Source organism: Streptomyces sp. NPDC005791, from assembly GCF_042871485.1.
Taxonomy (GTDB): domain Bacteria; phylum Actinomycetota; class Actinomycetes; order Streptomycetales; family Streptomycetaceae; genus Streptomyces.
This window is the reverse complement of sequence record NZ_JBIAIP010000001.1, coordinates 337,447-357,295: the sequence shown is the minus strand read 5'-3', so window position 1 is coordinate 357,295 and position 19,849 is coordinate 337,447. Positions and strand designations below refer to the sequence as shown.

Here is a 19,849-nt window from a genome sequence, read left to right as displayed (position 1 = left end):
CGCGGCCCCGGCTCACTCGAACTCGGGCGGCTCCTCGTCCCAGCCGAACTCCGGGTCCACGGCCTGGACAGCGGGCCCGGCCGGTGAAGCCTTGGCCGGGGCCGGAGCGGCGGGCGCGGGGGCCGTTTCCGCGTCCGGAGCGGCGGCGGGGGCCGCTTCTCCCAGCCCCGCCAGCACCTCCAGCACCCCTTCGCCGTACGTCGCGAGCTTCTTCTCCCCGAGTCCGCTGACCCCGCCCAGCTCCGCCAGCGACCCAGGACGCAGCGCGGCGATCTCCCGCAGGGTCGCGTCGTGGAAGATCACGTACGCCGGGAGGCCCAGCTCCTTGGCCTGGGCGCCGCGCCAGGCGCGCAGTGCCTCGAAGACCGGGACGGCCTCCGCCGGAAGGTCGGCCACCGCTGCGGCGGACTTCGCCTTGCGCTCGCCGCCGGACGACGACCGGGTCGTGGGCCGCTTCGGCTCCTTGCGGAGCTGCACCTCGCGCTCCCGGCCGAGCACGGAACCGCTCTCCTCGGTCAGCACCAGCGTGCCGTACTCCCCTTCGACGGCGAGCAGCCCCTGCGCCAGCAGCTGGCGCACCACACCACGCCACTCCGCCTCGGCCAGCTCCTCGCCGATACCGAAGACCGAGAGCTGGTCATGGTCGAACTGGATGACCTTCGCGGTCCTGCGGCCCAGCAGGATGTCGATGATCTGCCCGGCCCCGAACTTCTGGTTCCGCTCCCGCTTCAGCCGGACCACCGTGGACAGCAGCTTTTGGGCGGCCACCGTGCCGTCCCAGGTCTCGGGCGGGGTGAGGCAGGTGTCGCAGTTGCCGCAAGCCTGCTCTCCGGGCTCCTGGCCGAAGTACGTCAGGAGCTGGGCACGGCGGCACTGGACGGTCTCGCAGAGCGCCAGCATGGAGTCGAGGTGCGAGGCGGCACGGCGCCGGAAGGCCTCGTCGCCCTCACCGCTCTGGATCAGCTTGCGCTGCTGGACGACGTCCTGGAGGCCGTACGCCATCCATGCCGTGGACGGTGCCCCGTCACGCCCCGCGCGGCCCGTCTCCTGGTAGTAGCCCTCGACGGACTTCGGCAGGTCGAGGTGGGCGACGAAGCGCACGTCGGGCTTGTCGATGCCCATACCGAAGGCGATGGTCGCGACGACGACCAGTCCCTCCTCGCGCAGGAAACGAGACTGGTGGGCGGCGCGCGTCGCCGCGTCCAGGCCCGCGTGGTAGGGCACGGCCTCGATGCCGTGACGGCAGAGGTACTCGGCGGTCTTCTCCGTCGAGTTGCGCGAGAGGCAGTAGACGATGCCGGCGTCCCCCGCGTGCTCCTCCTTGAGGAAGGTGAGCAGCTGCTTCTTCGGGTCGGACTTCCCCACGATGCGGTACTGGATGTTGGGACGGTCGAAGCTGGCCACGAAGTGCTTGGCCTCGGGCATGCCCAGGCGCTGGGTGATCTCCCGGTGCGTGGCGTCGGTCGCCGTGGCCGTCAGCGCGATACGGGGCACATCGGGCCAGCGCTCGCCCAGCACGGACAGGGCCAGGTAGTCGGGGCGGAAGTCGTGGCCCCACTGGGCGACGCAGTGCGCCTCGTCGATGGCGAAGACGGAGATCTCGCCGCGGGCCAGCAGCGACAGCGTCGAGTCGAGGCGCAGCCGCTCCGGAGCCAGATACAGGACGTCGAGCTCGCCCGCGACGTACTGGGCCTCCATCGAGCGGCGCTCGTCGAAGTCCTGCGTGGAGTTCATGAAGCCCGCGCGGACACCGAGCGCGCGCAAGGCGTCCACCTGGTCCTGCATGAGTGCGATCAGCGGCGAGATCACGATGCCGGTACCGGGCCTGACCAGGGCGGGGATCTGGTAACAGAGGGACTTGCCGCCGCCGGTGGGCATGAGCACGACCGCGTCGCCGCCCTCGACGACGTGCTCGATCACCGCGCCCTGCTCGCCGCGGAACGTCTCGTACCCGAACACCCGGTGCAGCGTCTGCTGCGCGGCGCTCTCGGTCGTCACACTCATGGTCGCGCCCGTCCGTCCGTCTTCACCCGTCACCGGCAACCATAGGCGCCCCCTACGACAACGCCGGACGGCCTTGACATTTCCAAGGCCGTCCGGCGTCGCCACGCTCACGTCGTCACCGCACGAACACACCCGCCTGGCTCGCCAGGTCGAGGAAGTACTGCGGGGCCAGGCCGAGCACCAGGGTCACGGCGACTCCGACCGCGATCGTGGTCATCGTCAGCGGGGACGGGACGGCGACCGTCGGCCCGTCCGCCTTCGGCTCGCTGAAGAACATCAGGACGATGACCCTGATGTAGAAGAACGCGGCGATGGCCGACGAGATCACACCGACCACGACGAGGCCGCTCGCACCACCGTCCGCCGCCGCCTTGAAGACGGCGAACTTGCCGGAGAAGCCCGAGGTGAGCGGGATACCGGCGAAGGACAGCAGGAACACGGCGAAGACCGCCGCGGTGAGCGGCGAGCGCCGGCCGAGACCGGCCCACTTCGACAGATGGGTCGCCTCTCCGCCCGCGTCCCGCACGAGGGTGACGACGGCGAAGGCACCGACCGTCACGAAGGAGTACACCGCCAGGTAGAAGAGGACCGAGGAGATTCCCTCCGGACTGGCGGCGATGACACCCGCGAGGATGAAGCCCGCGTGCGCGATCGAGGAGTAGGCCAGGAGCCGCTTGATGTCGGTCTGGGTGATCGCGACGATCGCCCCGCCCAGCATCGTGACGATCGCGACACCCCACATGACGGGGCGCAGGTCCCAGGTGAGACCCGGCAGCACCACGTACAGCAGACGCAGCAGCGCGCCGAACGCGGCGACCTTCGTGGCCGCCGCCATGAAGCCGGTGACCGGGGTCGGGGCTCCCTGGTAGACGTCCGGGGTCCACATGTGGAACGGGACCGCGCCGACCTTGAAGAGCAGGCCCGTCAGGATCATCGCCCCGCCGATCAGCAACAGCGCGTCGTTGCCCATGGTGGAGGCGAGCGCCGGGTCGATCTGCTGGACGGTGCCGTCGACGACGCGTGCGATGCCCGCGTAGGAGACGGTCCCCGCGTATCCGTAGAGCAGGGCGATCCCGAAGAGCAGGAAGGCCGAGGAGAAGGCACCGAGCAGGAAGTACTTCACGGCGGCTTCCTGTGACATCAGCCGCTTGCGGCGGGCGACGGCACACAGGAGGTAGAGCGGGAGGGAGAACACCTCGAGCGCGATGAAGAGCGTCAGAAGGTCGTTGGCCGCGGGGAAGACCAGCATGCCCGCCACGGAGAAGAGGGCGAGCGGGAAGACCTCGGTCGTGGTGAACCCGGCCTTGACCGCCGCCTTCTCGCTGTCACTGCCGGGCACCGAACCGGCCTGGGCCGCGAAGGAGTCCACCCGGTTACCGTGCGAGGCCGGGTCGAGGCGCCGCTCGGCGAACGTGAAGACGGAGACCATGGAGACGAGCAGGATGGTGCCCTGGAGGAACAGGGCGGGCCCGTCGACGGCGACGGCGCCCATCGCGGCGATGTGTGCGTTGTCCGTGGCGTACCCGTCGGCGGCGAGCCCCACCACCGCGGCGAACGCGGCGGCGATGGCGACGACCGTCAGGAACACCTGGGTGGTGTAGCGGGCCCGTCGGGGGACGAAGGCCTCCACAAGGATGCCGAGAACGGCGGCGCCGACCACGATCAGGACGGGTGCCAGTTGGGCGTACTCGATGGTCGGAGCGGTGAACCTGTCGCCCGGGGCGGCCGATGTCACCCCGCCCGCCGTCGTCCACAGACTGTGGACAGCTGTTGCGCTCACTTGGCGGCCTCCACCTCGGGCTGGGGGTCCTTCTTCTGTACGTCCTGCATGGTGTGCTGCACCGCCGGGTCGACGACGTCGGTGACCGGCTTCGGGAAGACGCCCAGGAAGATCAGCAGGGCGATCAGCGGAAGGGCCACCGCCAGCTCACGGACCTTGAGGTCGGGCATGCCCCCGATCCCCTCCCTGACCGGTCCGGTCATCGTCCGCTGGTAGAGGACGAGGACGTAGAGCGCGGCGAGCACGATGCCGACGGTGGCGACGATGCCGGCCACCGGGTACGCGCTGAACGCGCCGACCAGGACCAGGAACTCGCTGACGAACGGCGCGAGGCCGGGCAGCGACAGGGTGGCCAGACCGCCGACGAGGAAGGTTCCCGCCAGGACGGGCGCCACCTTCTGCACTCCGCCGTAGTCGGCGATGAGCCGCGAGCCGCGCCGGGTGATCAGGAATCCGGCGACCAGCATCAGCGCGGCCGTCGAGAGACCGTGATTGACCATGTAGAGCGTGGCGCCCGACTGGCCCTGGCTGGTCATCGCGAAGATGCCGAGCACGATGAAGCCGAAGTGCGAGATCGACGCGTAGGCGATGAGCCGCTTGATGTCGCGCTGGCCCACGGCGAGCAGGGCGCCGTAGATGATGGAGACCAGCGCCAGGACGATGATCACCGGCGTCGCCCACTTGCTGGCCTCAGGGAACAGCTGGAGGCAGAAGCGGAGCATCGCGAAGGTGCCGACCTTGTCGACGACCGCGGTGATCAGGACGGCCACGGGTGTGGTCGCCTCCCCCATGGCGTTCGGCAGCCAGGTGTGCAGCGGCCACAGCGGGGCCTTCACCGCGAAGGCGAAGAAGAAACCGAGGAACAGCCACCGTTCGGTGGAGGTCGCCATGTCCAGCGAACCGTTGGCACGGGCCTCGGCGATCTCCGCGAGCGAGAAGCTCCCCGCGACGACGTAGAGCCCGATGACGGCGGCCAGCATGATGAGGCCGCCGGCCAGGTTGTAGAGGAGGAACTTCACCGCTGCGTAGCTGCGCTGCGCCGCCGCGTTCTCGTCGCTGCCCGCGTGCGCCCGGTCTCCGAAGCCGCCGATGAGGAAGTACATCGGGATGAGCATGGCTTCGAAGAGGATGTAGAAGAGGAAGACGTCGGTGGCGACGAACGAGAGGACCACCATCGCTTCGACCATCAGGATCAGGGCGAAGAATCCCTGGGTCGGCCGCCAGCGGGAGGTGGTCTCCCCGTGGGGGTCCGCGTCATGCCAGCCCGCGAGGATGACGAAGGGGATCAGCAGCGCGGTGAGCGCGAGCAGCGCCACCCCGATGCCGTCGACGCCCAGTTCGTAGCGGACGCCGAAGTCCTTGATCCACGCGTGCGATTCGGTGAGCTGGTAGCGGTCGCCGCCCGGTTCGAAGCGGGCGAACACGACGCCGGCCAGGACGAGCGTAGCCAGCGAGACGGCCAGGGCGAGCCACTTGGCCGTGGTGCGCCGGGCGGCCGGGACGGCGGCGGTGGCGATCGCGCCGATCGCCGGGAGCGCAGCCGTCGCTGTCAGGAGGGGAAAGGACATGGGATCAGACCGCCCTCATCAGCAGGGTCACGGCGATGAGTACCGCCGCACCGCCGAACATCGAGACCGCGTAGGAGCGGGCGTAGCCGTTCTGCAGCTTGCGCAGCCGGCCGGAGAGCCCGCCCATCGACGCGGCCGTGCCGTTGACGACGCCGTCGACCAGGGTGTGGTCGACGTAGACCAGGGAGCGGGTGAGGTGTTCGCCGCCGCGGACCAGGACCACGTGGTTGAAGTCGTCCTGGAGGAGGTCGCGGCGGGCCGCCCTGGTGAGCAGGGAGCCGCGCGGGGCGACGACGGGGACGGGCTTGCGCCCGTACATGACCCAGGCGATGGCGACACCGATGACGAGCACCACCATGGTGGCGGTGGTGACGGTGGTCGCGCTGACCGGGGCGTGCCCGTGGTCGTGTCCGGTGACGGGCTCCAGCCAGTGCATGAAGCGGTCGCCGATGGAGAAGAAGCCTCCGGCGAAGACCGACCCGAAGGCCAGCACGATCATCGGGATCGTCATGGACTTCGGTGACTCGTGCGGATGCGGCGGGTGGCCCTCGGCGTCCGGCTGCCAGCGCTTCTCGCCGAAGAAGGTCAGCAGCATCACGCGCGTCATGTAGAAGGCGGTGATCGCGGCGCCCAGCAGAGTGACGGAGCCGAGGATCCAGCCCTCGGTGCCGCCCTTGGCGAAGGCCGCCTCGATGATCATGTCCTTGGAGAAGAAGCCGGACAGACCGGGGAAGCCGATGATCGCGAGGTAGCCGAGGCCGAAGGTGACGAAGGTGACCGGCATGAACTTCCGCAGCCCGCCGTACTTCCGCATGTCGACCTCGTCGTTCATGCCGTGCATGACCGAACCGGCGCCGAGGAAGAGCCCGGCCTTGAAGAAGCCGTGCGTCACCAGGTGCATGATCGCGAAGACGTAGCCGATGGGGCCGAGGCCCGCGGCGAGGATCATGTAGCCGATCTGCGACATCGTCGACCCGGCGAGGGCCTTCTTGATGTCGTCCTTCGCGCAACCGACGATCGCACCGAAGAGGAGCGTGACGGCTCCGACGACCACGACGACCAGTTGGGCGTCCGGCGCCCCGTTGAAGATCGCGCCGGAGCGGACGATGAGGTAGACGCCCGCGGTCACCATGGTGGCGGCGTGGATCAGGGCCGAGACCGGGGTCGGGCCCTCCATCGCGTCACCGAGCCAGGACTGCAGCGGCACCTGTGCCGACTTGCCGCAGGCGGCGAGGAGCAGCATCAGGCCGATCGCGGTGAGCTTGCCCTCACTCGTGTCCCCCGTCGCCTCGAGCACCGGCCCGAAGGCGAACGTACCGAAGGTGGTGAACATCAGCATGATCGCGATGGACAGGCCCATGTCACCGACCCGGTTGACCAGGAAGGCCTTCTTGGCGGCGGTGGCCGCGCTGGGCTTGTGCTGCCAGAAGCCGATGAGCAGGTACGACGCCAGGCCGACGCCCTCCCACCCGACGTACAGGAGCAGGTAGTTGTCGGCGATGACCAGGACGAGCATCGCCGCGAGGAACAGGTTCAGATAGCCGAAGAAGCGGCGGCGGCGCTCGTCGTGCTCCATGTAACCGATGGAGTAGATGTGGATCAGCGTGCCCACACCCGTGATCAGCAGGACGAACGTCATCGACAACTGGTCGAGCTGGAAGGCCACGTCGGCCTGGAACCCCTCGACGGGGATCCAGCTGTACAGATGCTGGTGCAGGGCGCGGTCCTCGGCGCCCCTGCCGAGCATGTCGGTGAAGAGCACGACACCGATGACGAACGACGCGGCGGCGAGCACCGTGCCGATCCAGTGTCCCGCCCGGTCGAGCCGCCGGCCGCCGCAGAGCAGGACCGCCGCTCCGAGCAGGGGCGCCGCGACCAGCAGCGCAATCAGGTTTTCCACGATTCCGACCCCTTACAGCTTCATCAGGCTGGCGTCGTCGACCGAGGCCGAGTGGCGGGAACGGAACAGCGACACGATGATCGCGAGCCCGATGACGACCTCCGCGGCGGCGACGACCATCGTGAAGAACGCGATGATCTGGCCGTCGAGATTGCCGTGCATCCGGGAGAACGCGACGAGCGCGAGGTTGCAGGCGTTGAGCATCAGCTCGATGCACATGAACACCACGATCGCGTTCCGCCTGATCAGCACACCGGAGGCGCCGATCGTGAACAAAAGGGCCGCGAGGTAGAGGTAGTTGACCGGATTCACTTGGCGACCTCCTCCTCTTCATCCGCGTGGTCACGGGCTGGTGCGCCGTCACGGCCGAGCCGCTCCCCGGAGCGCTGCTCCAGCGCCTTGAGGTCGGCGAGCGACTCGCGGGACACGTCGCGGATCTGTCCGCGCCGCCGCAGTGTCTGCATGACGGTGAGCTCGGACGGGGTGCCGTCCGGGAGCAGTCCGGCGATGTCCACGGCGTTGTGCCGGGCGTAGACACCGGGAGCCGGCAGCGGCGGCAGGTGGCTGCTGCGCACCCGCTCCTGGGAGAGCTCACGCTGTGTCTTGGCGCGCTCGGTGCGCTCGCGGTGCGTGAGCAGCATCGCGCCGACGGTCGCCGTGATCAGCAGGGCGCCGGTGATCTCGAAGGCGAACACGTACTTGGTGAAGATGAGGTTGGCGAGGCCCTCGACGTTGCCGCCGTGCAGGGCGTTCGCCGTCCCCAGGCCGTTGAAGGTCTGCAGGGACGCCTGTCCGATACCGGCGATCAGCAGGATGCCGAAGCCGAGTCCGCATGCGGCGGCCAGCCAGCGCTGGCCCTTGAGCGTCTCCTTCAGCGAGTCCGCCGCCGTGACGCCCACGAGCATGACCACGAAGAGGAACAGCATCATGATCGCGCCGGTGTAGACGACGACCTGGACGATGCCCAGGAAATAGGCACCGTTGGCGAGGTAGAAGACCGCCAGCACGATCATGGTGCCGGCGAGCGACAGCGCGCTGTGCACCGCCTTCTTCATCAGGACGGTGGAGAGTGCGCCGATGACGGCGACCGTGCCGAGGATCCAGAACTGGACGGCTTCGCCCGTCGAGGTGGCGGTGGCCGCCGCGGCCAGGGTGGAGGTCATGCGTCCACCTCCTTGTCCGCTTCTCCCTGGGACACGGCGGTCTGGCGCTCCGTGCCGGGGGCGGCAGCGGTCACCAGACCTCGGTAGTAGTCCTGTTCGTCCATGCCGGGGAAGAGCGCGTGGGGGCTGTCGACCATGCCTTCGTCGAGCCCCGCGAGCAGCTCGTCCTTGGTGTAGATGAGGCTCTCGCGGGTGGTGTTGGCCAGCTCGAACTGATTGGTCATGGTCAGCGCCCGGGTGGGGCACGCCTCGATGCACAGTCCGCACAGGATGCAGCGCGCGTAGTTGATCTGGTAGACCCGGCCGTAGCGCTCGCCCGGTGAATAGCGCTCCTCGTCGGTGTTGTCCGCGCCCTCCACGTAGATCGCGTCCGCCGGACACGCCCAGGCGCAGAGCTCGCAGCCGACGCACTTCTCCAGCCCGTCCGGGTGACGGTTGAGCTGGTGCCGGCCGTGGAAGCGCGGCGCCGTCACCTTCTGCGTCTCCGGATACTGCTCGGTCAGCCGCTTCTTGAACATGGCCTTGAAGGTCACGCCGAAGCCGGCCACAGGATTCTGGAACTTCTCCCCTGAGGGTTCTGATGACTCAGACACCGTCAGCCTCCCTTCCGTCACTCGAACTTCCGGCACCCACATGGTCGTCACTCCGGGTATCCGGCCCACCACTGACGACGAGTTCCCGCTCCCGTCGTGGCCTGCGTCGCGGCACCGGCGGCACGGCCTGGCCGGGCAGCGGCGGCACGGGGAACCCGCCCGCCATCGGGTCGAACGCCGGCTCCGGGGCGGCCGCCGCCTCCGCCGCCTTGGCCTTCCGGTCGCGGAACGTGTCGGCGACGAAGGAGACCAGCAGGACCGCGATCACGGCCCCGGCGACGTACAGCAGGATGCTCGTGTAGTCGTAGCCCTCGTTGTTGAGGGCCCTGACGGTGGCGACCAGCATCAGCCAGACCACGGAGACCGGGATCAGGACCTTCCAGCCGAGCTTCATCAGCTGGTCGTAGCGGACGCGGGGCAGCGTGCCGCGCAGCCAGATGAAGAAGAAGAGGAGCAACTGGACCTTGAGGACGAACCAGAGCATCGGCCACCAGCCGTGGTTCGCACCCTCCCAGAAGGTGCTGATCGGGTACGGAGCCCGCCAGCCGCCCAGGAACAGGGTCACGGAGACCGCGGAGACGGTGACCATGTTGACGTACTCGGCGAGCATGAACATCGCGAACTTGATCGAGGAGTACTCGGTGTTGAAGCCGCCGACGAGGTCGCCCTCGGACTCCGGCATGTCGAACGGGGCGCGGTTCGTCTCGCCGACCATCGTGACGATGTAGATGATGAAGGAGACCGGCAGCAGGAGGATGAACCAGCGGTCCTCCTGCGCCGCCACGATCTCCGACGTCGACATCGAGCCCGAGTAGAGGAACACCGAGGCGAACGCGGCGCCCATCGCGATCTCGTAGCTGATCATCTGGGCGCAGGAACGCAGACCGCCGAGCAGCGGATACGTCGATCCGGAGGACCAGCCGGCCAGCACGATGCCGTAGATGCCGACGGAGGCGACCGCGAGGATGTAGAGCATCGCGATCGGGAGGTCGGTCAGCTGCATCGTCGTGCGGTGGCCGAAGATCGAGACCTCGTTGCCGGCCGGGCCGAACGGGATCACGGCGATCGCCATGAACGCCGGTGCGGCGGCGACGATCGGGGCCAGGATGTAGACGACCTTGTCGGCCCGTTTGACGACGACGTCTTCCTTCAGCATCAGCTTGATGCCGTCGGCGAGCGACTGGAGCATGCCCCAGGGACCGTGCCGGTTGGGGCCGATGCGCAGCTGCATCCAGGCGACGACCTTGCGCTCCCACACGATGGAGAACAGCACGGTCACCATCAGGAACGCGAAGCAGAACACGGCCTTGACGGCGACGAGCCACCACGGGTCCGTGCCGAACATCGAGAGGTCCTCGGCTGCGAGGACGGCGCTCTGCGGTGCCGTGGCGAGTTGGGCGAGGCCGGTCACTCTCCTACCTCCGTTGTCACGACGTGGGAACCCGGGGCGGCCGGACCGATCCGGACCAGTCCGCCCGGCTGGGCGCCGGTGTCGGCGGGGACGCCCCGGCCGACGGAGTTGAGGGGAACCCACACCACCCGGTCCGGCATCTCGGTGACCACCAGCGGGAGTTCGGCGCTGCCGGCAGGTCCGGTGACGGCCAGCAGATCGCCGTCCTTCACTCCGGACTCGGCGGCGGTGGCCGGGGAGAGCCGGGCGACAGCCGCGTGCCTCGTACCGGCCAGCGCCTCGTCGCCCTCCTGGAGCCGCCCCCGGTCGAGGAGCATCCGGTGGCCCGCGAGGACCGCCTCGCCGTCGCCGGGCCTGGGCACCGGGCGGGACGTCGCCCGCGGGTCGTCGGCGTGGCCGCCCTGCCAGCCGCCGAGCCGGTCCAGCTCACGGCGGGCCGCCCGCAGGTCGGGCAGTCCGAGGTGTACGTCGAGGGCGTCGGCCAGCATGTGCAGCACACGTGCGTCGGTCGGGCAGAGCGTCCTCGGCAACTGTTCGGGCTTCAGTGCGGCCTCGAACATCCGCGCCCTGCCCTCCCAGTTGAGGAAGGTGCCGGGCTTCTCCGGGACGGCCGCGACGGGCAGGACCACGTCGGCGCGCTCGGTGACCGCGCCGGGGCGCAGCTCCAGCGAGACCAGGAAGCCCACCTCGTCCAGCGCCTCCAGGGCGCGTGCCGGATCGGGCAGGTCCTCGGGGTCGACCCCCGCGACCAGCAGCGCGGCCAGCTCGCCGGTGGCCGCGGCCTCCACGATCTGGCCGGTGTCCCGGCCGAAGCGGGACGGGAGCCGGGCGACGCCCCAGAGGGACGCCACCTCCTCGCGTGCCCGGGGGTCCGTCGCGGGCCGGCCGCCGGGCAGCAGCGACGGGAGCGCGCCCGCCTCCAGTGCACCGCGTTCGCCTGCCCTGCGCGGGATCCACACCAGCGCGGCGCCGGTCGCCGCCGCGGTGCGCACCGCGGCGGTCAGTCCGCCGGGCACCCCGGCGAGTCGCTCGCCCACGACGATCACGGCGCCCTCGCCGCGCAGCGCTTCGGCCGCGACGGCTCCGTCACCCTCCAGGCCGACCCCGCCCGCGAGGGCGTCCAGCCACTCGGTCTCGGTGCCGGGGGCGGCGGGGAGCAGGGTGCCGCCCGCCTTCTCCAGGCCCCGGCTTGCGTGCGAGGCGAGCGCGAACGTCCGCTGTCCTCGCTTACGGAAGGCCTTCCGCAGCCGCAGGAAGACGCCGGGTGCCTCCTCCTCGGACTCGAAGCCGGCCAGCAGGACGGCCGGTGCCTTCTCCAGCGCGGTGTACGTGATCCCACCGCCGTCCAGATCGCGCCCGCGCCCGGCGACGCGCGCCGCCAGGAAGTCGGCTTCCTCACCGCTGTGGACGCGGGCCCGGAAGTCGATGTCGTTGGTGTCGAGGGCGACCCGCGCGAACTTGCTGTACGCGTAGGCGTCCTCGACGGTCAGCCGGCCACCGGTGAGCACACCGGTCCTGCCGCGCGCCCCCGAGAGACCGGCCGCCGCGGCCTCCAGCGCCTCGGGCCAGCTCGCCGGCTCCAGGACGCCGTCCGCGTTGCGTACCAGCGGAATGGTGAGCCGGTCGCGCTGCTGGGCGTAGCGGAAACCGAAGCGGCCCTTGTCGCAGAGCCACTCCTCGTTGACCTCGGGGTCGTTTGCGGCGAGCCGCCGCATGACCTTGCCGCGCCGGTGGTCGGTCCGGGTCGCGCAGCCGCCGGCGCAGTGTTCGCACACCGAAGGCGCCGACACCAGGTCGAAGGGCCGGGAGCGGAAGCGGTACGCCGCCGAGGTCAGTGCCCCGACCGGACAGATCTGGATGGTGTTGCCGGAGAAGTACGACTCGAAGGGGTCACCCTCGCCGGTACCGACCTGCTGGAGCGCGCCGCGCTCGATCAGCTCGATCATCGGGTCGCCCGCCACCTGGTTGGAGAACCGGGTGCAGCGTGCGCAGAGCACGCACCGCTCGCGGTCCAGCAGCACCTGGGTGGAGATGGGGACGGGCTTCTCGAAGGTGCGCTTCCTCCCGTCGAAGCGGGAGTCCGCGCCGCCGTGCGACATCGCCTGGTTCTGCAGGGGGCACTCGCCGCCCTTGTCGCAGACCGGGCAGTCCAGCGGGTGGTTGATGAGCAGGAGCTCCATCACCCCCTTCTGGGCCTTCTCCGCGACGGGCGAGGTGATCTGCGACTTCACGACCATCCCGTCGGTGCACGTGATGGTGCAGGACGCCATCGGTTTGCGCTGGCCCTCGACCTCGACGATGCACTGCCGGCAGGCGCCGGCCGGATCGAGGAGCGGGTGGTCGCAGAAGCGTGGGATCTCGATGCCGAGGAGTTCGGCGGCGCGGATGACCAGGGTGCCCTTGGGCACGCTGATCTCGATGCCGTCGATCGTGAGCGTGACGAGGTCCTCGGGCGGAACGGCCGCCTCGCCGCCCCCGGAGGGCGCACTCGTGGTGACTGTCATGCGTTCACCCCCCGGTGAGCGTTCTTGTCGTCCTTGTCGTCGGCCCAGAGGGTCGACCTGGCGGGGTCGAAGGGGCAGCCCTTGCCGGTGATGTGCTGCTCGTACTCCTCGCGGAAGTACTTCAGCGAGGAGAAGATCGGCGAGGCGGCGCCGTCGCCGAGGGCGCAGAAGGACTTGCCGTTGATGTTGTCGGCGATGTCGTTGAGCTTGTCGAGGTCGCTTGGGACGCCGTCCCCGCTTTCGATGTCGCGGAGCAGCTGGACGAGCCAGTAGGTGCCCTCACGGCACGGCGTGCACTTGCCGCAGGACTCGTGGGCGTAGAACTCGGTCCAGCGGGTGACGGCCCGCACCACACAGGTGGTCTCGTCGAAGCACTGCAGCGCCTTGGTGCCGAGCATGGACCCGGCGGCGCCGACGCCCTCGTAGTCGAGGGGGACGTCGAGGTGCTCCTCGGTGAACATCGGGGTGGAGGAGCCGCCGGGGGTCCAGAACTTCAGGCGGTGCCCGGCCCGCATGCCGCCGCTCATGTCGAGCAGCTGGCGCAGGGTGATGCCGAGCGGGGCCTCGTACTGGCCGGGGCTGGTGACGTGCCCGCTGAGCGAGTACAGCGTGAAGCCCGGGGACTTCTCGCTGCCCATCGACTTGAACCAGTCCTTGCCCCGGTTCAGGATCGCGGGAACCGAGGCGATGGACTCGACGTTGTTCACGACGGTGGGACAGGCGTACAGACCGGCGACCGCGGGGAAGGGGGGACGGAGCCGGGGCTGGCCGCGTCGTCCTTCGAGCGAGTCGAGCAGCGCGGTCTCCTCTCCACAGATGTACGCGCCGGCGCCCGCGTGCACCGTGAGTGTCAGGTCGAGTCCCGAACCCAGGACGTTCGTCCCCAGATAACCCGCCTCGTACGCTTCACGTACCGCTTCGTGCAGCCTCCGCAGCACGGGGACGACTTCACCGCGCAGGTAGATGAAGGCGTGCGACGACCGGATCGCGTAGCAGGCGATCACGATGCCCTCGATGAGGCTGTGCGGGTTCGCGAAGAGGAGCGGGATGTCCTTGCAGGTCCCGGGCTCCGACTCGTCGGCGTTGACCACGAGGTAGTGCGGCTTGCCGTCGCCCTGAGGGATGAACTGCCACTTCATCCCGGTGGGGAAGCCGGCGCCTCCGCGTCCGCGCAGACCGGAGTCCTTGACGTACGCGATGAGGTCGTCCGGCGACATGGCCAGCGCCTTGCGCAGGCCCTCGTACCCGTCGTGCCGGTGGTAGGTGTCCAGGGTCCAGGACTCCGGCTCGTCCCAGAAGGAGGAGAGGACGGGTGCCAGGAGCTTCTCCGGGCTGGTCCCGTTCTTTCCGATCTCGGCTGCCAACGTCATCACTCCCCCTCCTCGGCTGCGGGCCCGGCCGGGTGCTCGGGGTCGGAGGCCGAGGTCTGCTGCGGTGCGTCGTGCGAGCTCAGGTGCTCGGCGCCCTTCTGGGGGCGTTCGCGCGGGGCTTCGCCGCGCGGGCCGACCACCCGGGCCTGCGGGACGGCCTCGCCCTTGGCGAGCTTCAGCCCGATCAGTGAGGCGGCGCCCGCCCCACCGCTCGCCTCGACGGCGCCGGGGCGCGCGTCGGGGAAGCCGGCCAGGATCCGGGCGGTCTCCTTGTAGGTGCAGAGGGGCGCGCCACGGGTGGGCTCGACGGTGCGGCCGGCGATCAGGTCGTCGACGATCCGCGTCGCGCTCTCGGGCGTCTGGTTGTCGAAGAACTCCCAGTTGACCATCACGACGGGCGCGAAGTCGCAGGCCGCGTTGCACTCGATGTGTTCGAGGGTGACCTTGCCGTCGTCAGTCGTCATGTCGGACCCGTCGTCGCCGACGCCCAGGTGCTCCTTGAGCCGGTCGAAGATGGCGTCGCCGCCCATGACCGCGCAGAGGGTGTTGGTGCAGACCCCGACCTGGTAGTCACCGCTCGGCCGGCGGCGGTACATCGTGTAGAAGGTGGCGACCGCGGTGACCTCGGCGGTGGTGAGGCCGAGCTGGTCGGCGCAGAACGCCATGCCCGTACGGGAGACGAACCCTTCCTCCGACTGCACCAGGTGCAGCAGCGGCAGCAGCGCGGAGCGGCTGTCGGGGTAGCGCGCGATCACCTCCTTCGCGTCCGCCTCGAGCCGGGCGAGCACGTCGGCCGGGTAGGCGGGGGCGGGGAGCTGCGGCATCCCCAGGCTGACTTCTCGGTTGGACGCGGTCACCGGTCGACGCCTCCCATCACGGGGTCGATGGACGCGACGGCGACGATGACGTCGGCGACCTGGCCGCCCTCGCACATCGCCGCCATGGCCTGGAGGTTGGTGAAGGACGGGTCGCGGAAGTGGACCCGGAAGGGGCGTGTGCCGCCGTCCGAGACGACATGCACGCCCAGTTCGCCCTTGGGGGACTCTATGGCGGTGTACGTCTGCCCGGCCGGGACCCGGAAGCCCTCGGTCACCAGCTTGAAGTGGTGGATCAGGGCCTCCATGGAGGTGCCCATGATCTTCTTGATGTGGTCGAGCGAGTTGCCGAGTCCGTCGGGTCCCAGCGCGAGCTGCGCGGGCCAGGCGATCTTCTTGTCAGCCACCATGACCGGGCCCGGCTCCAGCCGCTCCAGGCACTGCTCGACGATCCTGAGCGACTGGCGCATCTCCTCCAGCCGGATGAGGAAACGGCCGTAGGCGTCACAGGAGTCCGCGGTGGGCACGTCGAACTCGTAGGTCTCGTAACCGCAGTACGGATCGGACTTGCGCAGGTCGTGCGGGAGCCCTGCGGACCGGAGGACCGGGCCGGTGGCGCCGAGCGCCATGCAGCCGGTCAGGTCGAGGTACCCGACGTCCTGCATACGGGCCTTGAAGATGGGGTTGCCGGTCGCGAGCTTGTCGTACTCCGGCAGGTTCTTCTTCATGGTCCTGACGAACTCACGGAGCCGGTCGATCGCGCCCATGGGCAGGTCCTGGGCGAGGCCGCCGGGGCGGATGAACGCGTGGTTCATGCGCAGCCCGGTGATCAGCTCGAAGAGGTCGAGAACGAGTTCACGGTCGCGGAAGCCGTAGATCATGATCGTCGTGGCGCCCAGTTCCATGCCGCCGGTGGCGATGCACACCAGGTGCGAGGAGATCCGGTTGAGCTCCATCAGGAGCACCCGCAGGACGGTGGCCCGGTCGGGGATCTGGTCCTCGATGCCGAGGAGCTTCTCGACCCCGAGGCAGTAGGCCGCCTCGTTGAAGAACGGGGTCAGGTAGTCCATGCGGGTGACGAAGGTGGTGCCCTGCGTCCAGTTACGGAATTCGAGGTTCTTCTCGATGCCGGTGTGGAGGTAGCCGATGCCGCAGCGGGCCTCGGTGACGGTCTCGCCGTCGATCTCCAGGATCAGCCGCAGCACGCCGTGCGTGGACGGGTGCTGGGGCCCCATGTTGACGATGATGCGTTCGTCGTCCGACGTGGCGGCGGATTCGACGACCTCGTCCCAGTCGCCGCCGGTGACTGTATATACAGTCCCCTCGGTCGTGGCGCGGGGTGTCGCTCGGGGAGTAGTCATCAGCTGTACGACCTCCGCTGGTCCGGAGCCGGGATCTGGGCGCCCTTGTACTCGACGGCGATGCCGCCGAGCGGGTAGTCCTTGCGCTGCGGGAAGCCCTGCCAGTCGTCCGGCATCATGATCCGGGTCAGGGCGGGGTGCCCGTCGAAGATCAGGCCGAAGAAGTCGTAGGTCTCGCGCTCGTGCCAGTCGTTGGTCGGGTAGACCCCGACGAGTGACGGGATGTGCGGGTCGCTGTCGGGGGCGGACACCTCGAGCCGGATGAGCCGCCCGTGGGTGAGCGAGCGCAGGTGGTAGACGGCGTGCAGCTCGCGCCCCTTGTCCCCCAGGTAGTGGACACCGCTGACGCCCGTGCAGAGCTCGAAGCGCAGCGCCGGGTCGTCGCGCAGGGTGCGGGCGACCTGGACCAGGTGCTCCCTGGCGATGAAGAAGGTGAGCTCTGCCCGGTCCACGACCGTCTTCTCGATGGCGTCGGCGGGCAGCAGGTCCTGTTCCTCCAGGGCGCCTTCCAGCTCGTCGGCGACTTCGTCGAACCAGCCGCCGTACGGCCGGGAGGTGGCTCCCGGGAGGGCCACCGTGCGGACGAGTCCGCCGTAACCGGAGGTGTCGCCGCCGTTGTCGGCACCGAACATGCCCTTGCGTACGCCGATGACCTCACCGGAGTCGTCGCGTGGGGTGGGCACCCCGTTGCCGTTCTGCTCGTCGCTCACCGCAGCAGCCCCTTCATCTCGATCAGGGGGAGCGCCTTGAGGGCCGCCTCCTCCGCCTCGCGGGCGGCCTCCTCCGCGTTGACCCCGAGCTTGGAGCCCTGGATCTTCTGGTGGAGTTTGAGGATGGCGTCGATCAGCATCTCGGGACGGGGCGGGCACCCCGGCAGATAGATGTCGACCGGGACAATATGATCAACACCCTGAACAATGGCGTAGTTGTTGAACATTCCACCCGATGACGCGCAAACCCCCATGGAGATGACCCACTTGGGGCTGGGCATCTGGTCGTAGACCTGCCGCAGGACGGGCGCCATCTTCTGGCTCACCCGCCCTGCGACGATCATCAGGTCCGCCTGCCGCGGCGATCCGCGGAAGACCTCCATGCCGAAACGGGCCAGGTCGTACCGTCCGGCGCCGGTCGTCATCATCTCGATGGCGCAGCAGGCGAGGCCGAAGGTGGCGGGGAAGACGGACGACTTCCGCACCCAGCCGGCGGCCTGCTCGACAGTGGTCAGAACGAAGCCGCTCGGCAGCTTCTCTTCGAGTCCCATGGTGTGCCCCTCAGCCCCTCAGTCCCATTCCAGGCCGCCCCGGCGCCACACATACGCGTAGGCGACGAAGACGGTGAGCACGAAGAGCAGCATCTCCACGAGCCCGAAGATCCCCAGGGCGTCGAAGGTGACCGCCCAGGGATAGAGGAAGACGATCTCGATGTCGAAGACGATGAACAGCATCGCCGTCAGGTAGTACTTGATGGGGAAACGGCCGCCTCCGGCTGGAGTGGGGGTGGGTTCGATACCGCACTCGTACGCTTCGAGCTTTGCCCGGTTGTACCGCTTGGGGCCGATAAGCGTGGCCATGACCACGGAGAAGATCGCAAACCCTGCCCCGAGGGCGCCGAGCACGAGGACGGGCGCGTAGGCATTCACGCTCCTCGCTCCTTCCAGTCGTCCTTGACCGTTGGACCGCATCGGGCAACCGGCTCGCCGCCTCAGCAAGATCGTGCACATGTGAGGCAGTTCACAAGCCCGACTGCCCCGCATCCTATGCCTGCCGTCCTGTGATCTGCGACACGGGGTACGCCAACGTCTTTGTGATCTACGCCACCTGACGAACGATCATCAAGTCGGATGAGCAGTGATCTTCACACTCGAAGCGGTCGCGCGGTCACGAGACGTGACATCTCGAGGCGTTACCGCTGGTCAAAGGCGGTCGGCACTATCAATCGACGGCCCGTACAAGCAAATTGGATATGGACACCTGGTCGGTGATATAGGAATCAGCCATGCGTGGCAGCCACTCGGACGAGGGGTCTCCGGTACCGATGTGGACAATGTGCGCGCATTCACGAACTTCCGGGCGGCCGGCGCGAGCCTCGGCCGGACGCCCCCGGCGGGTACCCCCGACGGCGCCCGCCCGATGCCCGCCGACGATCCACGGGCGACCGACGGGCAGCCGTGGATACGGACATGACTCACCAATAGGTCAGGTCACCCCGGGGCGGCTGCGACCCTCGCGCCGCACGCGTCGCGCGAACCGCGCGGTCACCTCTCACCGAAGACTCACGCTGTGACCTGCGTCACTCCACGCGCGCCCCAAGAAAAGCGGGCTTGGCCATCCGTGTGAACGGATGGTAAGCGACGGGCAATTCGGGCGAATCAAAAGAACCCGGTGATCACAGGGGTGGACGCGCATGACCGTTATGCCCGTTAGGGCGTCAATAAGGGTCCGCAATAAGCGGATTCACAGCTTCCGGACGTAACTGTGTCGCACCCCACGTTTCTTGATGGGACCCCTACAGCCCTGATAGCGCTAGTACTCATGTCCCACACCGCTCACATACCCAGCCACCGGAAGCCCCGCCAGAGTGCCTCGAAGACGGCGCTGCGGGCAGGAGTTGCCGGTGGCGTCCTCAGCACCATCGCGGTCGCGGGTGCCGCCGGTCCGGCTCAGGCCGAGCCGGTGACCCAGACCATCGAGATGCCCACCATCACGGCCGGGCTCTCCACCTCCGTCGCCGCGTCCGCGCAGGCAACCCAGGCGGTCGCTCTCGACCTGGAGATCCAGGCCTACGAGGACGCCGCTGCCGACACCGCCGCCAAGACCGCCAAGAAGGCCAAGGCGGAAGCGGTCCGCAAGGCAGAGGCCAAGAAGAAGGCCGAAGCCGCCGCCAAGGCGAAGGCGGAAGCGGAGGCAGCCGCCGAGCGCGCCTCCCGCTCCACCGAGCGCACGACGCTCAGCGCGTCCTCCGGCTCATCGGCGGGCTCGGGGTCCTCCTCCTCCTACTCCTCGAGCGCCACCGGGTCCGCCGCGTCCGTCATCGCGTTCGCGCAGTCGCAGATCGGTGACGCGTACGTCTCCGGCGGCACCGGCCCGAACTCGTGGGACTGCTCGGGCCTGGTCCAGGCCGCGTTCGGCACGGTGGGTGTCGACCTGCCGCGCGTCTCGCAGAGCCAGTCGACCGCCGGGACCCAGGTCTCGCTCGACAACCTGCAGCCCGGCGACATCCTGTACTGGGGCGGTGCCGGCAGCGCGTACCACGTCGGTATCTACGTGGGCGGCGGCCAGTTCGTCGGCGCGCAGAACTCCAGCACCGGTGTCGTGCAGAAGTCCCTGGACTACGACCCGCCGTCGGGCGCCGTCCGCGTTCTCTGATTCACAAGCTCCGTA

At 69.0% G+C, this 19,849-nt stretch carries 16 protein-coding genes; 1 reads left to right on the top strand and 15 read right to left on the bottom strand.

The features are described 5' to 3' along the window. Positions 1-12: 12 nt before the first annotated feature. The 15 genes from recQ to ACFYSH_RS01695 form a co-directional block, all read right to left on the bottom strand. Positions 13-2,004 (bottom strand): DNA helicase RecQ, encoded by a 1,992-nt coding sequence (recQ, locus tag ACFYSH_RS01765; RefSeq protein WP_359465302.1) that lies wholly within the window; start codon positions 2,002-2,004, stop codon positions 13-15. 115 nt (positions 2,005-2,119) lie between these two features. Continuing rightward, positions 2,120-3,784, bottom strand: a complete 1,665-nt coding sequence (nuoN, locus tag ACFYSH_RS01760; protein ID WP_359465303.1) for an NADH-quinone oxidoreductase subunit NuoN — start codon at positions 3,782-3,784, stop codon at positions 2,120-2,122. Continuing rightward, positions 3,781-5,352 (bottom strand): NADH-quinone oxidoreductase subunit M, encoded by a 1,572-nt coding sequence (locus ACFYSH_RS01755; RefSeq protein WP_388750300.1) that lies wholly within the window; start codon positions 5,350-5,352, stop codon positions 3,781-3,783. The genes nuoN and ACFYSH_RS01755 overlap by 4 nt, the downstream gene beginning before the upstream one ends. Before the next feature lie 4 nt (positions 5,353-5,356). Continuing rightward, positions 5,357-7,252: an NADH-quinone oxidoreductase subunit L gene (nuoL, locus tag ACFYSH_RS01750; protein ID WP_388750298.1), complete on the bottom strand. Its 1,896-nt coding sequence runs from the start codon at positions 7,250-7,252 to the stop codon at positions 5,357-5,359. Between the two features lie 12 nt (positions 7,253-7,264). Next, positions 7,265-7,564 carry an NADH-quinone oxidoreductase subunit NuoK gene (gene nuoK, locus ACFYSH_RS01745; RefSeq protein ID WP_033297526.1) on the bottom strand — a complete coding sequence of 100 codons (300 nt, stop codon included), beginning with the start codon at positions 7,562-7,564 and terminating at the stop codon, positions 7,265-7,267. Beyond that, a complete protein-coding gene (locus ACFYSH_RS01740; RefSeq protein WP_359465309.1) occupies positions 7,561-8,415 on the bottom strand; it encodes an NADH-quinone oxidoreductase subunit J in 855 nt (284 codons plus the stop codon). Before ACFYSH_RS01740 ends, nuoK begins: the two co-directional genes overlap by 4 nt. Beyond that, complete coding sequence (gene nuoI, locus ACFYSH_RS01735) at positions 8,412-9,050, bottom strand: NADH-quinone oxidoreductase subunit NuoI (protein WP_359465310.1); 639 nt, start codon at positions 9,048-9,050, stop codon at positions 8,412-8,414. The genes ACFYSH_RS01740 and nuoI overlap by 4 nt, the downstream gene beginning before the upstream one ends. Next, positions 9,001-10,419: an NADH-quinone oxidoreductase subunit NuoH gene (nuoH, locus tag ACFYSH_RS01730; protein ID WP_388750293.1), complete on the bottom strand. Its 1,419-nt coding sequence runs from the start codon at positions 10,417-10,419 to the stop codon at positions 9,001-9,003. The genes nuoI and nuoH overlap by 50 nt, the downstream gene beginning before the upstream one ends. Further along, positions 10,416-12,923 carry an NADH-quinone oxidoreductase subunit G gene (locus ACFYSH_RS01725; RefSeq protein WP_388750290.1) on the bottom strand — a complete coding sequence of 836 codons (2,508 nt, stop codon included), beginning with the start codon at positions 12,921-12,923 and terminating at the stop codon, positions 10,416-10,418. The genes nuoH and ACFYSH_RS01725 overlap by 4 nt, the downstream gene beginning before the upstream one ends. Further along, the gene (nuoF, locus tag ACFYSH_RS01720) at positions 12,920-14,293 is read right to left on the bottom strand and encodes an NADH-quinone oxidoreductase subunit NuoF (protein WP_359465314.1); all 1,374 of its coding nucleotides are present in this window, start codon (positions 14,291-14,293) and stop codon (positions 12,920-12,922) included. Before nuoF ends, ACFYSH_RS01725 begins: the two co-directional genes overlap by 4 nt. Further along, complete coding sequence (gene nuoE / locus ACFYSH_RS01715; RefSeq protein WP_359465603.1) at positions 14,293-15,117, bottom strand: NADH-quinone oxidoreductase subunit NuoE; 825 nt, start codon at positions 15,115-15,117, stop codon at positions 14,293-14,295. Before nuoE ends, nuoF begins: the two co-directional genes overlap by 1 nt. Before the next feature lie 29 nt (positions 15,118-15,146). Then, positions 15,147-16,469 carry an NADH-quinone oxidoreductase subunit D gene (locus ACFYSH_RS01710; protein ID WP_388750287.1) on the bottom strand — a complete coding sequence of 441 codons (1,323 nt, stop codon included), beginning with the start codon at positions 16,467-16,469 and terminating at the stop codon, positions 15,147-15,149. Next, positions 16,469-17,179, bottom strand: coding sequence for an NADH-quinone oxidoreductase subunit C (locus tag ACFYSH_RS01705; RefSeq protein WP_388750284.1), 711 nt, complete (start codon positions 17,177-17,179; stop codon positions 16,469-16,471). The genes ACFYSH_RS01710 and ACFYSH_RS01705 overlap by 1 nt, the downstream gene beginning before the upstream one ends. Continuing rightward, positions 17,176-17,730, bottom strand: a complete 555-nt coding sequence (locus ACFYSH_RS01700) for an NADH-quinone oxidoreductase subunit B family protein (RefSeq protein ID WP_014154689.1) — start codon at positions 17,728-17,730, stop codon at positions 17,176-17,178. The genes ACFYSH_RS01705 and ACFYSH_RS01700 overlap by 4 nt, the downstream gene beginning before the upstream one ends. An 18-nt stretch (positions 17,731-17,748) precedes the next feature. After that, positions 17,749-18,108, bottom strand: coding sequence for an NADH-quinone oxidoreductase subunit A (locus ACFYSH_RS01695; RefSeq protein WP_053644853.1), 360 nt, complete (start codon positions 18,106-18,108; stop codon positions 17,749-17,751). 892 nt (positions 18,109-19,000) lie between these two features. Here ACFYSH_RS01695 and ACFYSH_RS01690 point away from each other — a divergent pair. Beyond that, entirely contained in the window at positions 19,001-19,834 is an 834-nt protein-coding gene (locus ACFYSH_RS01690) for a C40 family peptidase (protein ID WP_359465317.1), read from the top strand. Positions 19,835-19,849: the final 15 nt, after the last annotated feature.